The sequence below is a fragment of the Bacillus seohaeanensis genome (genome assembly GCF_042684945.1).
Classification (GTDB): domain Bacteria; phylum Bacillota; class Bacilli; order Bacillales; family Bacillaceae_B; genus Rossellomorea; species Rossellomorea seohaeanensis.
The window spans coordinates 16,117-29,473 of sequence record NZ_JBHUMF010000025.1 but is presented as its reverse complement, the minus strand read 5'-3'; the positions used below and the strand labels follow the sequence as shown (position 1 = coordinate 29,473).

Annotated in this window: 15 protein-coding genes and 1 other RNA gene; 4 read left to right on the top strand and 12 right to left on the bottom strand. The window is 36.0% G+C overall.

What is annotated here, in order from left to right; translation table 11 throughout:
• Positions 1 to 160: phage holin family protein (locus ACFSUL_RS10380; protein WP_377935109.1), on the bottom strand; the 160-nt coding region annotated here is incomplete at its 3' end.
• Between the two features lie 31 nt (positions 161 to 191).
• Here ACFSUL_RS10380 and ACFSUL_RS10375 point away from each other — a divergent pair.
• Positions 192 to 1,756 (top strand): IS3 family transposase gene (locus ACFSUL_RS10375; protein ID WP_377935101.1). Its coding sequence is split into 2 segments (ribosomal slippage): positions 192 to 831 and positions 831 to 1,756, totalling 1,566 coding nucleotides; the frame shifts between segments, so codons are not numbered across the junction.
• A 454-nt stretch (positions 1,757 to 2,210) separates the two neighbouring features.
• Here ACFSUL_RS10375 and ACFSUL_RS10370 read toward each other — a convergent pair.
• From ACFSUL_RS10370 to ACFSUL_RS10340, 7 genes are all read right to left on the bottom strand, one after another.
• Positions 2,211 to 2,402: a hypothetical protein gene (locus ACFSUL_RS10370; RefSeq protein ID WP_377935099.1), complete on the bottom strand. Its 192-nt coding sequence runs from the start codon at positions 2,400 to 2,402 to the stop codon at positions 2,211 to 2,213.
• Between the two features lie 190 nt (positions 2,403 to 2,592).
• Positions 2,593 to 2,730, bottom strand: coding sequence for a hypothetical protein (locus tag ACFSUL_RS10365; protein ID WP_377935097.1), 138 nt, complete (start codon positions 2,728 to 2,730; stop codon positions 2,593 to 2,595).
• Between the two features lie 13 nt (positions 2,731 to 2,743).
• Positions 2,744 to 3,658 carry a tyrosine-type recombinase/integrase gene (locus tag ACFSUL_RS10360; RefSeq protein WP_377935095.1) on the bottom strand — a complete coding sequence of 305 codons (915 nt, stop codon included), beginning with the start codon at positions 3,656 to 3,658 and terminating at the stop codon, positions 2,744 to 2,746.
• 109 nt (positions 3,659 to 3,767) lie between these two features.
• Positions 3,768 to 4,907, bottom strand: coding sequence for a THUMP domain-containing class I SAM-dependent RNA methyltransferase (locus ACFSUL_RS10355; protein ID WP_377935093.1), 1,140 nt, complete (start codon positions 4,905 to 4,907; stop codon positions 3,768 to 3,770).
• A gap of 184 nt (positions 4,908 to 5,091) precedes the next feature.
• An RNA gene (gene rnpB / locus ACFSUL_RS10350) (RNase P RNA component class B) lies at positions 5,092 to 5,474 on the bottom strand.
• A gap of 153 nt (positions 5,475 to 5,627) precedes the next feature.
• Positions 5,628 to 5,933, bottom strand: a complete 306-nt coding sequence (gpsB, locus tag ACFSUL_RS10345) for a cell division regulator GpsB (protein ID WP_377935091.1) — start codon at positions 5,931 to 5,933, stop codon at positions 5,628 to 5,630.
• A 158-nt stretch (positions 5,934 to 6,091) separates the two neighbouring features.
• Entirely contained in the window at positions 6,092 to 6,646 is a 555-nt protein-coding gene (locus ACFSUL_RS10340; RefSeq protein ID WP_377935089.1) for a DUF1273 domain-containing protein, read from the bottom strand.
• A gap of 108 nt (positions 6,647 to 6,754) precedes the next feature.
• Here ACFSUL_RS10340 and ACFSUL_RS10335 point away from each other — a divergent pair, with 108 nt between their 5' ends.
• Positions 6,755 to 6,958 (top strand): hypothetical protein, encoded by a 204-nt coding sequence (locus ACFSUL_RS10335; protein WP_377935087.1) that lies wholly within the window; start codon positions 6,755 to 6,757, stop codon positions 6,956 to 6,958.
• Between the two features lie 130 nt (positions 6,959 to 7,088).
• On the opposite strand, the gene ACFSUL_RS10330 is transcribed toward ACFSUL_RS10335, so the two are convergent.
• The 3 genes from ACFSUL_RS10330 to ACFSUL_RS10320 form a co-directional block, all read right to left on the bottom strand.
• Positions 7,089 to 7,361 carry a CotD family spore coat protein gene (locus ACFSUL_RS10330; protein WP_377935085.1) on the bottom strand — a complete coding sequence of 91 codons (273 nt, stop codon included), beginning with the start codon at positions 7,359 to 7,361 and terminating at the stop codon, positions 7,089 to 7,091.
• Positions 7,362 to 7,738: 377 nt separating this feature from the next.
• Positions 7,739 to 9,001 (bottom strand): ribonuclease H-like domain-containing protein, encoded by a 1,263-nt coding sequence (locus tag ACFSUL_RS10325; protein ID WP_377935083.1) that lies wholly within the window; start codon positions 8,999 to 9,001, stop codon positions 7,739 to 7,741.
• A 36-nt stretch (positions 9,002 to 9,037) separates the two neighbouring features.
• Positions 9,038 to 11,287, bottom strand: a complete 2,250-nt coding sequence (locus ACFSUL_RS10320; RefSeq protein ID WP_449237062.1) for a DEAD/DEAH box helicase — start codon at positions 11,285 to 11,287, stop codon at positions 9,038 to 9,040.
• Positions 11,288 to 11,573: 286 nt separating this feature from the next.
• Between ACFSUL_RS10320 and ACFSUL_RS10315 the strand changes: the two genes are divergently transcribed.
• Positions 11,574 to 12,038 (top strand): Hsp20/alpha crystallin family protein, encoded by a 465-nt coding sequence (locus tag ACFSUL_RS10315; protein ID WP_377935081.1) that lies wholly within the window; start codon positions 11,574 to 11,576, stop codon positions 12,036 to 12,038.
• 96 nt (positions 12,039 to 12,134) lie between these two features.
• Here ACFSUL_RS10315 and ACFSUL_RS10310 read toward each other — a convergent pair whose 3' ends face one another.
• A complete protein-coding gene (locus ACFSUL_RS10310) occupies positions 12,135 to 12,623 on the bottom strand; it encodes a YppG family protein (RefSeq protein WP_377935079.1) in 489 nt (162 codons plus the stop codon).
• Positions 12,624 to 12,997: 374 nt separating this feature from the next.
• Here ACFSUL_RS10310 and yppF point away from each other — a divergent pair, with 374 nt between their 5' ends.
• Positions 12,998 to 13,186, top strand: coding sequence for a YppF family protein (gene yppF / locus ACFSUL_RS10305; RefSeq protein ID WP_377935077.1), 189 nt, complete (start codon positions 12,998 to 13,000; stop codon positions 13,184 to 13,186).
• Positions 13,187 to 13,357 lie beyond the last annotated feature (171 nt).

Sequence of the window (13,357 nt, the reverse complement as noted above, 5' to 3'; positions counted from 1 at the left end):
TTATGGAAATAAATTCATTTATCACAAATGCAATGGTTACACCATCACCTATATATCCTGTATCTGGGACTAATTTATCTATCATGTAAACAGCACCAATAAGTAATAGTATGTATAACTTACTCATCAAGCCTTCTCTAAAGATTGAGCTTTGAATCACTTTGATATGCTCCCCTTAAGGGGAGTTTTTTATGTCCGATAAATGTAAATTTTACTCTAGTCAGTTTAAGTATGAAGTGTTAAAGGCATACAAGAATGAAGATTATACGTTAAAAGAATTATGTTCAAAATATGGAATTGCAGATGTGACTCTATATGATTGGGCTGAGAAGTATGAGAAATACGGTCTCAATGGGTTGGAGGATTCAAGGATATGGAAGGCATATTCTAAAGATTTAAAACAAGCAGCTGTAGGAGATTATATATTAGGGGAATATTCTCAACGTGAGATCATTCGTAAGTATGGAATTTCTAGCACATCAGTACTCCGAAAATGGATAAAGAAGTATAATGGTCATAGAGAATTAAAGGATACGGCAAAGGGAAGGACGGGCTCTATGACTAAAGGGAGAGAAACGACTTGGAAAGAACGAATTGAGATTGTACAAGATGCCTTAGCGAATGGGAAGGATTATCAACAAACTGCGGAGAACCATCAAGTGTCTTACCAACAAGTATATCAATGGGTACGTAAATACAAAGATGGTGGATGGGATGCGTTACAGGATAGACGAGGACGTTCTAAAAAGGAAGAAGAATTAACTTCCGAAGAAAAAATGAAGTTAGAAATGCGTCGAATCGAGAAAGAGAATGAACGTTTACGTGCGGAGAATGCATTCTTAAAAAAGTTAGAGGAGATCGAAAGGAGGCGAAATTAAGCCAAGTAAGATTTGAAGATAAATATATCGTAATCAAGGAACTTCATGAGAAAGAGGATCTAAGTATCGTCTTATTATGTGGCATCGCAGATATTTCGAGAGCTGCTTACTATAAATGGTTAAAACGTACCCCTTCCTCTCGAGAACTTCAGAATGAAGAAATCATAAGGGAGATGAAAGCTCTACATGAGAAAGTGGAGGGTATCTATGGTTACCGCCGAATGAACGTAAATATCAATCGAAAATTTGATCAGAATTTTAATCATAAACGTATTTACAGGCTAATGAAAGTTGACGGGATTCAATCCGTTATACGTAGAAAGAAGAAGCGATATAAACGTACAAATCCCCATCACGTTACAGAGAATATATTGAATCGTGAGTTTACAGCTGAAAAACCAAATGAAAAATGGGTAACGGATGTCACCGAATTCAAATATGGTTCCTCAAAGAAAGCTTATTTAAGCGCCATTCTGGATTTGCATGATGGCTCGATTGTGAGCTATGTTTTAGGACATTCCAATAATAATAAACTTGTATTTAAGACACTTGATCAAGCTACTAATCTATTAGATGGGGAACATCCACTTATTCATAGTGACCGTGGGTTCCAATACACCTCACATGGGTTTAAACGAAGGATAGATAAAGCAGAAATGACTCACAGTATGTCTCGAGTTGGAAAATGTATTGATAACGGACCAATGGAATCGTTTTGGGGAACTCTCAAATGTGAGAAGTATTATTTACATAAGTATGAGTCATTTGAGGATCTCTCAAATGCAATCGATGAATACATTTACTTCTACAATTATGAAAGATATCAAGAAAAACTAAACGGCCTTAGTCCTGTTGAATACAGGGCTAAAGCCGCTTAAATCGTTTTTTATTATTTCCACTGTCTACTTGACAGGGGGCAGTTCAATTTTCCAAAGCTCTTCTACTTGTTCTGGTTGGAAAAAGCATAGACTAAGCTTGGAGAATTCTTTGTTAACCCAATCTGAAACAAATGTAGGTTGAGGAGATTCGGATAGCTTGCCTATACATTTATTTAATATATTGCTAGTTTTAGAATTCTGGACAGTTTTAGGGGATGTCACACCCTTATTTTCAGTTTGTTGATTTGACGGTGTTCCTTGGCTAATTCCCTCATTCTTGGGGGTGTCATTATTTAAAAATCTGTTCCAAATCCATAGGTTAGATGATTGACTACCATTTGATCTAGATAGAGTTTTTACAGAAAGAATACCAAGCTTAATTGCTTTACGTTTGAAACGATGAAATGTGCTTTCAGATACCTTTTTAAACTTATCTGAAACGGCTTTGAGTAGTTTATTGATGGGAGATATTAGAAACTCCTAAAACCTTCACAGCGAATCGAGAAAGGGCTTTAAAACAATGCAATTCTGAGGTAGTAAAATCCTTTTTGTGTATACTAAGGAATGCTTCAATATTGTTATTAAAGTCTTTGAGTGAAGAAAATTGACTTAATGATTGAAATGTAGTGATATTAGATTGTTGCATGATAAAAAGATCTCCCTTCAATTTGCCGAAAGAAGACTCGTTTTTGAGATTACTAAATACACCTAACTTATTTACATTTTTTTCGAGTTAGGATATAATAGTATTAACGATTTGAGTGAGTCTTTTCGGACTTACAAAAGCAGAAAGCATTGGTGGTGCTACTGCTCTTTTTTTGTGTTTAATTTTCCGTTTATTTATCTGATTTGTTGATGATATTTAATATTTCTTTAGCAACTTCAATCATTCCATCGCCTAGACGGTCTTCTAATGCGATAATTCGGTTGGAATAGTTGATTATGTCTTCTAGTACCTTTTGGTCTTTGCCCACGTTATACAGCCTCCTAGTCAATATCAAAGTTATTTAATGGATTGTGCTTCTCATTTAACTCATGTAATGCTGTTCCCCACATATTCGCATAACGGAACACCATCGCTGAATTCTCATGGTGAAGCATCGCTTTTAAACTGGCTACGTCTAAACCACTCTGTAAAGCTTGCTTAGTGAAAACATGCCTAAAACTGTGAGCTGATAGCCTAGTATCAAAGTCCATTATCTTAGCAAGACGCTTAAAAATAGTAGTGATTCCCTCAATACTCATTTGCTTTCCTTTATTTGTACAAAATACATACTCAGGTAGTTTCCCGAAGTATTGTTCACAGAATACTTTGTAGGCTGCCATCTCATTTTTTAGCTTGTTGCTCATTGGTGATGACACTAGCTTTCTTTTCTTACCAAAGACAGAAATAGTATTTTGTATAAAGTTCACGTTTGACCATTTTAAGGTCGCCAACTCAGACCTGCGAATTCCAACCGAAATTAATGTAATAATGATGTGTCTGTTTCGGATGCCTACAAATGGACTTTTCCTTGTATATCTCTCGTAATATCTAATTATTTTCGTAATCTGTTCTTCTGTAGGTATAGGGATATTTATTTCTTCTTTAACTTGCTTAATTTTCTTCATGGGATTGTCAATCTCTAATATCTCTTCATCAATCAGAAAATTGAAGAATGATTTCAGTGATCGGATTTTATTATTCAATGTGCTAACTTTGTTGTTTTTTTCTTCACGCACATAATTCAAATAAGACTTAACCAATACCCTTGTAATATCATTTACATTGATTACTTTTTCGTTTAAACAATAATTTTGAAATTCTGTTAAATTTCTTCTGTATGTGGTAATTGTGTAATTGGATAAATTATTAAACTGCTTTTCTTGAATAAAATCCCCTATTGCATATTTGAGCAACAAAAAAGACCACATCCTCTCCTGTGTATCCACAGAAAAGAACGTGATCTAAAATTGATACTTTAGTTTAACAAAGCACCGATTATTAAAATCCTCTCAAACCCTTGATACATCAACGTTTACGTGGAGGACGTTTTCCCCAGTATTGATAATAATCCGTTTTAATAAAGCCATTGAACAGCTTTCTTTTTTTCGTTGCTTGTTTCCCGTAAAATTGTTCAAAGCCTTCATGTGACGTCATCATATAAACCGACCATGTGTCTAACTGCTTAAAGGCTCTTCCCATTTCTTCATACATTCTTTCCACTTCTTTACGTTCACCAAGGCGCTCGCCATATGGTGGATTCCCAACAATTACACCATACTGTTTATCTGAATGAAAATCCCTTACTTGCATTTGCTTGTATTTTACCAAATCACCAAGACCTGCTTCTAAAGCATTTTCTTTAGAAATCTCAATCATTCGATGGTCAATATCTGTTCCTAAAATATCAAGAGGTTGATCATACTTAGCCAGATCTTCCGCTTCCATTCTTGCCTTATTCCAAACATCAGCTGAAATCCATGGCCACTCCTCCGCTAAGAAGTCTCGATTAAAACCTGGAGCAATATTTTGTCCAATAAGTGCTGCTTCAATTGTTATTGTTCCAGACCCGCAAAATGGATCAACAAATGGCCTATCAGCGTTCCATGTTGTCAACTGGATAAGAGCTGCTGCTAAGGTTTCTTTTAGCGGTGCCTCTCCTTGACCAACTCTATAACCCCTCTTATGTAAACCTTGCCCACTAGTGTCTAATGTAATAGTGGCAACATCTTTATGAAGTGCTACCTCTATTTTAAATAAAGAACCACTCTCTTCTAACCAAGAAGTCCGATTGTAATGCATCCTTAATCGTTCAACAATCGCTTTTTTTACAATAGACTGACAATCAGAAACACTGTAAAGTTTCGATTTTACTGATTTTCCTTGCACCGGGAATTCAGCATCTTCAGGAAGATAGTTTTCCCAAGGTAACTTTTTCGTTTGCTCAAATAGCTCATCAAAAGAATATGCCTTAAATTCACCAACTAATACTTTGACACGGTCTGCTGTTCGCAACCATAGGTTTGCACGCGCTATCGCACTTTCGTCTCCTTGAAAAATGACTTTCCCATTTTCAACTTGACACTCATAGCCCAATTGACGTACTTCTGCGGCAACAATAGACTCTAATCCCATAGCTGAAGTTGCTATCAATGTATATTTAGTCAATGTCTTCACCTCTATAAACATTTTTTGTTCGTATGTATGTAATAATACTTGTCGTAAAATTTACCAACGCTACTATATAGTATAAATAAAAAGGACTGATACTCAAAGGAATTGTGTGAATTCCTAAATGTATCAGTCACTTAGTGAATTTTATTGTAAATGTAATTCCTTGCCCAAAATAGCGTTTTGTAAGCCATGTTTTGTTCCATTGTACTACAAACGACTGGTGTCTCGTACTCCGGTGGTAATCATCTATCTACAAAAGGGTATACCTTCTGTCCCTCTCTTCGTTCAATTTCTCCAAGAGGGTTCCCCTACCAAATTTTGGGTTTCTCGCTCGTGGGGTTTACCTCGTTCCACTCCCGCCATTTCTAACAGGACTTCGTCACTGTGGCACTTTCAAAGTATTCACACCGTATCTAAAAGACTTAGGTGTTTTCCCTGCCGTCAGCTAGTATTAGCTGCCCTAGCTTATGACTTCACTAGGCACGAACACTACGGGCATCTCAGCACCGTGCGAGCATGGACTTTCCTCTACAACAAACGTTGCAGCGATTACCCAAACGCTATAAAAGGAATCAACAATATCTAATTATAGTAGAAATAATAATGGATTTCAAGAGGAAGTATTTGTAAAAGAATCCATTCAATAAATTCAAATAATGCAACAGTTTCCCTTGAATTTTTCGTTTTTCCCTATAATTGAATATGTACTAACTATCAATCATAGAGCTTACTTCCAAAAACATGTTTTTCCAAATTGGATAATCTTTTTAAAATATCAAAGTTAGTTGTTCCAGTTTGCTGCTGTACTGGTGGTGCTTTACGGCTTGCTTCATCTACTTGTCTTTTCAGCTTTAGATTTTCTTGCTGAAGATCCTCAATAGCTTGATGAAATGTTTCATAATCTTTGATAATTAAATCTAGAAATTTGTCTACATCTTCTGGCTTGTATCCACGCATTCCACTCTTAAACTCTTTGTCAAGTATATCTTTGGCCGTTAATTTCACTTTATCAGAAATCATTATCCTCACCTCAAATAAATCACCATCAATATTATTTTTTCAAATAAAATTCACTTTGTCAATTCTTATCCCACATTAGTTGTCGGTAAACTTCTCTTTCTTAGAAGTAGCAGTTAATGCCCCAATGGTTAATCGCATCCTTATTAGAGGCTGTAAACTTAATTATTCTTCCACTGCTCTTCTTCTACCACCCACTGGAGGTCCATAAACGATATAGTTCTAATATCAAATTTGTGATTTTCCTGATATTTTTTTGCTAATTCATATAAGTATTTAGGGGATCCTTCTTTTTCTTCGTCATAAACAAGGAGTAGACAATTACTTTTTTGCAAAAAGAATTGATTTTTATTACGAAATTGCTGTGGAGATTTATACGGTTCTTTTGATAGGCTTTCCACAAAATCTGCTTGCGACACAACCATTTCATAGTATTCCTTATTATTTTCATTCCAGTTTTCTTCTTGTTTTAGAAAAGGTGTTAGCACTGCAAGTTTTAAGTCTGGATATTCATGCTGAAGTTCAAATACAACTTCAGCAGCCCATAATTCCACACCAAGTTGTCCACTTACTAATACCCACTCTAATCCCTCATCTATCAAGGAGACTAACTCCTTTTCAATAGCCCTTTTTATGTATACTATTGCCGGGTCTTCTTGTTTAAATAATCCTAACTCAAAGGATTTATATCCTGAAACAGCCACTACAAAGGCCAAATGAAACCACTCCCTAATTTTTGGATTGAAGGAGCACCTTACTTACGTATTATTGTACCAGATTTCCATGTTAAAGTGTATTTACCATATATTGAAAGAATGTCAAATTTGTTACAAAAAATTAATTCCTTAGATACAGAAAAGCGAAAGCGGCTCGATCAGCTCGTGAAGAAAATAGGGATGTATCTCAAAAGGTGCCTTTTGCCTTTAGAGATACATCATCTTTTTCACAACGAGCTAGCCGCTGGAGCTAGACAAAGAAAAGCGAAAGCGGCTCGGTCAGCTCGTGAAGAAAATAGAGATGTATCTTAAAAGGCACCTTTTGCCTTTAGAGATACATCATCTTTTTCACAGCGAGCTAGACAAAGGAAAAGGGAAAACTCCCTTTTCAAAGATACTTTTGCACCTTCTAAAAGAAAGATTCCCTTATCGTCTTACTCTGTTAGCGTCCCATTCCATATGGGCCATAAGGAGGTCTTGGTCTAGGTCCACCTGGTCCGCCGCCACAGTTAAATTGTTGGTGAGAAACACTGTCTACTGCTGATTGTGTTTGTGGGAAATAGTGTTTATGCTGGTAATTAATATGATTTACATTAGTTGTATGCTGAGGGTGAATATGTGGCACCTCATAAGTTGAATGAGTGTGATTCACACAGCACTTTGTGGGATGTACCACAGCCGGAAGCACTTGATTTGGTCTTGGTCGACAATGCATATTCATGATCTCCTTTCATCTTTATAGTTGCTACATTAATAGCCTATGAAAACGAGAGGGAACATGTACTAATTCATACACCTATTTTTCTAAACTGTTACCGCCTTTATTATAAAAAGCTGTATAAATTACCACGAAAATTAGAAAAAACAAAAGCCGTCAAGCCTATAACGACAAAGAACAATACCAAAATAGCGCGGTTCATTTACATCATCCTATCTAAACTTTTAAATTTCAACACAATTCTACATTTTACAACTTTTCTCGACTGTTAACAACAGTAAATTAAAGATAAAAGAATAATATTTAGGATGTTTTAACAAGTTATCCCAAACATTATTCTCTTTAACTGCTCCTTGTATTTACCTAGGAAATAATTAATCAGTATTCGCAAGTTTTCGCTGAACCCTTTCTTTTCTATGGTTTATATCCTTAAGGAAGGAATCTTCTTTTCTTTCACTAGTAAGATAACGAGAATATAAACTTATAGCCTCGTCGCACATTTCTAAAGCTTTTTGGTACTCTTTATTTTTATGTTCATATATTTTGGCAAGTTCGATTAGGGCTTCTTTCTTAATCGTGTAAGGTGCTGTGTCAACTATTTCTGACCAAAGCTCAGATGCTTTTTTGAAATTCTTTTCCTTTTTATATTGATAAGCAAGTGCATGCACTGCTTCATAATTCACCTTCTCGGAAGCATTTATAACCTTTTTATATTGTTCCTTTGCAAGCGTGTCATTTCCCGTATACTCTAACCATTTCCCAACAGCGTAGCTTTCTTCGGAACTCACATCTTTCTCTTCCCCTAAAATTTGTTTAGATAGATGTGTATACAAGGTAATGAGAGAGAGAATATCCAATTCATTATGTTCCATTACTTTTAATAAAGCTTCCGGATCTTTTCTCTCTACAAAATCAAAATAAATCATCGGAGCTAAATAACCTGGGACATCATCAACTCGATGAAATCCTAGCACCTCTTTTTCTACATTGGTTAATTTTACCCGGTCTATCCTGTGTTTAAACAGCCTTCTCGAACCATGAAATAAATCAAAATGACCGAACGAAGGTAACATAGGCACGTGTTCTTTTATAAGAGTATGCCTTGTCTTTACTTGAGGCCAATCGAATGCTTTTCCATTATAGGTTACTAATGTTGTATAATCGACCTTCTCTAAAAAACTATTATATAAAGGTATTTCACTTCCAGGCTGTGGTAATAAATGTTGCCTGAGAATGACTTCATCCCTTTCCACTTTTGCATACCCTAATAAAAAAATGGTATTCCCAGCTCCTCCTCCTAATCCAGTCGTTTCCGTATCAAAGAAAAAAAGATCCTCATGCCCAAGACCTTTAGAAGAAAGTGGATGTTCGCCACAGAAAGTTTGCCAACCCACCACAGCGTCAATTAAATCTTTAAATTTGTAGTTTCCATGCTTTGTACCAAGCGGATAACGTTTTTCTTTTATAAGACAATAATCGTCATCAAAGTAGTACGCCTTTACTCCATGCTGTTTCCATTTTTCATAGTCAGGAATAGTCACCCCACTATCAGCAGGCATAGTGACTGTTTGCTCGACCTTATCTTCTTCTCGAACAATATGTTTTTTCATGCGATTCAATTTATTTTTCAGTGACATAACCTCCTCTCCTCCCTTTTGCAAGTTTTTCTTTATCTATTCTATAGTAAATAATTTTAATAGTTTTAATGTATCTTGTTTTGCTTTGTGCGAAGAATGTTCCGTTCCGATACAGGATGGACAACCGCTTTCACATGGACATTGAATAATCATCTGGGCAGCTTCTTGCAAAATATTAGGAAATTCATTATAAACTTTTTCACTTAAACCAACTCCGCCAGGATATCGATCATAGACGAATATCGTCGGTTTTTCATTATGAGAAGCTTTAACTTGTGGCACAACAAAAATATCGCTTGGGTCACACATCACAAATAAAGGTATAATTGCTTTTAAGCTTTGTGCTGCACCAATTAACCCTTCTTCAAGACGGTCTTGCGTGAGATCCACTTGTTCTTTTAGCGATATCCAGGAGGCGCTTGTATGAAGTTCCTCTTCCGGCAAGTGGATAGGACCCGATCCAATGTTTTCATGCGTATCAAACTTTATCTTTTTAAATATGGTTGCCATTGCCTGTACAGTAACATCACCAAAGGCAATTTCTATTTCATTATAATCAGTTTGTTTATCTATTTCTAGGACCCTTAATTGCACAGCTAAATTCGCATCGGTAAAGTAATCAACATCTACTTCACGGACAAATGCCTTCTTCTCGTCCCAATCAAGAAATTCAACTTGATATTGTCTCCCTTGATGCAAATAAATTGCTTCATCATGAAGAAGTGTCATAGCAGAAAAGCGATCCATCTCTCCAATAACCTTTACATTCGCTACATCACTTTGATCAATAATAATGACATTTTCCTGTGATGCGGATCGCAAACTTATATTGTGAGCGGGAAAGGAATCATTCATCCAATGCCACTTATTCCTATTTTTATGAATTACTCTTTCATCTACTAAAAATTCTAATATATCTTCAACATCTATATTTCCGAATTGTTCTCCTTCTTTAAAAGGAAGCTCATAAGCAGCACATTTTATATGGTCGACAAGAATTATTAAGTTATCTGGATTTATTCTTGCTGTTTCTGGTGTTTGTTGAAAAAAGTATTGCGGGTGATCGATAATATATTGATCTAACGGACTAGAGCTTGCGACCATAATGACAAGTGATTCACCATGTCGTCTCCCTGCACGACCAGCCTGTTGCCACGCACTAGCGATTGTACCGGGATAACCTGTCATTATACAAACTTGAAGTTGTCCTATATCAACACCAAGTTCCAGGGCATTCGTACTCACTACCCCATATATATCACCATGTCGGAGTCCCTTTTCAATTTCCCTTCTTTGCGTCGGAAGATAACCACCTCGATAACCTCTAATAGATTTAGGTCCAAGTTGTGCTTTTACTAGCTCTTGTAAATAAGTTAGAATTATCTCCACTCTTACTCTACTTCTAGCAAAAACAATCGTCTGGATTTTATTTTTTAATAAATCTCCTGCAATTTTTCTTACTTCTAAAGTAGCACTTCGACGAATATTTAGTTGTCGATTTACGATAGGGGGATTGTAAAAAACAAAATGCTTTTTACCGCTTGGAGCACCATTTTTATCGATAAGTTGCATATCCTCTCCTGTCAAATTTTCGGCAAGCTCCTGTGGGTTAGCGATGGTTGCAGATGTACATATAAAAATAGGGTTTGCACCATAAAACGTACAAATCCGCTTTAACCTTCTAATTACATTCGCTACATGACTACCAAATACACCTCTGTATATATGTAACTCATCTATCACAACATATTTCAAATTCTCGAATAGCGATACCCACTTTGTATGGTGGGGTAATATTGCCGAATGAAGCATATCCGGATTTGTAATGACAACATGTCCAGCTTTTCTAACCTTTTGTCGTATATTGGCTGCTGTGTCCCCATCGTAGGTATAACTGTTAATTGCCGCACCTGTTTCTGTAATAATTTCATTTAACTCACTTTTTTGATCCTGTGCTAATGCCTTCGTCGGAAAAATATAAAGAGCTCTAGCACTTGGATTATCTAAAATGGACTGTAATACAGGAAGGTTATAGCATAATGTTTTTCCAGAAGCTGTCGGAGTCACTGCAGTAAAACTTTTACCATTCACAGCATAATCGAAGGCTACCCTTTGGTGTGTATAAAGTTCCCGAATGCCTCTGTTCCCTAACGCTTCCTTTAATTTTTGATTTATTTCTTCTGGAAACGGAACCGTCTCTGCTTGTTTTTCTTCTATTGTTTGCCAATGAATTATTTGCTTTCTATATTGATCATTTGTTTTAAACGATTGAATTAGCTCTTTCAGACTATTTTTTTTGAACACAATCTTCACCTCATTCAATTAGAGCGGATAAGAGCTCTTTCTTCTATTCTATCGAATCTACGTTCGAATCAAAAGAAAAATATCCAAGACAAATCTTGCTAAAATTATTGTCTATTTCCTACGTTTACACTTAGGTAATCGGCACAATTTCTTTTAAAAATTCATACATTAAATTGATAAGGTGAAACTTCAATTCTCTCAAGCCTTGAGGTTAGAGCCTACTGCCCGTTAATGCGGGATAACGTATGATGGAAAGGAGCATCCAGCGATGAACAACAATTTTTCTGATGATTCTTCGAAGAAAAATGGATTTGGGGATTTGATGAACAGTATGAATGAATTTTTCCATGAACGGCCTGCGAAAGGAATTCTTCAGAGCATTGACTCCTTTTTTTCTTCGTCTCATAACCCTTTCGGTGCCTTTCCAGTTGAACTGGAAGAAACAAAAACGCATTATATAGTGGAAGCACAGTTGCCAGGTGTTAAAAAAGATGCAATCGATATTGATATCTATCCTCAACACATTACGATTACAGTAAATAATGAAGAAGATTTCACTGAAGAAAATGAGCAAAACCATTCAATAAAACGAAGAAGATCTGTGCAAAGAAGTACCAGAACAATTCCCTTCTCCACTGCTATTGACGACAGAAATACAAAAGCATCCTATCGTGACGGCCTTTTAACATTGAAACTCACGAAACTATCCGGAAAGAAAATTGAAATCGAATAATTAAATGAGATCTATTTTAATTAACACATACTACCTATCAAGGACTTGGTCTATGACCAGTCCTTTTTTCTAAAAAATATAAGGTACAGGTTTACCCTATACCTTAAAGAATCCGCCTAATCCTTTTACCATTGACGATACTTGACTGACAGCATTCATCATTTGCCCGGTTGTATTCATAACCTTATTAAAGTCAAACGAGCCGTCCTGCGACTTAAAGGAATTCACAATTGAACTTATCCCAGATCCCTGTGGTTTCGCCATGAAACTTGCTTTTGGATAGGGGTTGGCGACAGATGGTTGATGATATTGCTGCTTATAGGCCGCTTGCTGATATGGATTGTATTCCTCATGCTGCAGAGGGTTATCGAAATAAGATACCTTGTTACTGCCTCCTTGCGACACCGGATAAGGATTCGCATAATTAGTACTTCCTTGTGCTGGAGGCATATTTACTGAATTGTATGGGTTAGGATGATAGCCTGGATAATTTACTGGGCCCATCGGATTTTGAGCTGTGTACGGTATCGGCGGGTATGGATAATAGTTACGGTGCATCCTTCTTTGAGGTTGAAATCTATTCATTCTTATCCTCCTCGGGCTAAATTATGTGGTGGTAGGAGTAATTATTTATAACAGAAATATACTTTACTCCCCCTAAAAAAACGTGTATAAAGTTTACCATTCACTCACAAACCAATAGTTACTATATTCTATGTTTTCAATTCATCCATGGTGATACGTCGTTATTTACTTTTATAAAGACATTATTCTTAGAGAGGCTGAGATCAACATAAGCGCAATAATTCAACACAGAATATTCGACAACACTCGCAGAGTCTTGTCGGAAGTTCCATTATTCTCAAAACTTAAAAATATTAAATTTCATGTTAGGATATGACTACAGAGAGGTTATTCATATTTACGGAAAAGGAACGATAAGGGGAGGAATTTTCACAATGAATTTGAGTGAACTATTGAAAAAGTACAAAGTAACAAAGAACAATGACAAGATTGATTATGAAGAGTTACTAACTTTAGCAAAAAGATTTTACATCTCAAATGAAATTTCCTTTCAAGATTACAAAAGCTTAGTGAAAAATATAGAACAGAATTCTAAACAAGATACGTATATACCGATTAACTGATTTAGAAAAAGCTGACCAAAATCGATGGTCAGCTCTTTTTATAAGGCTCTTTTCTCATAGATTGTTGTTTTCACTTATGAATTCTGTCTATTGATTTCCGCTACGGGCACTAGACTCCGCTTCAATCAACTCAGTGGGTTTGCCATTAAAAACAACAAACCTTACGAAAAA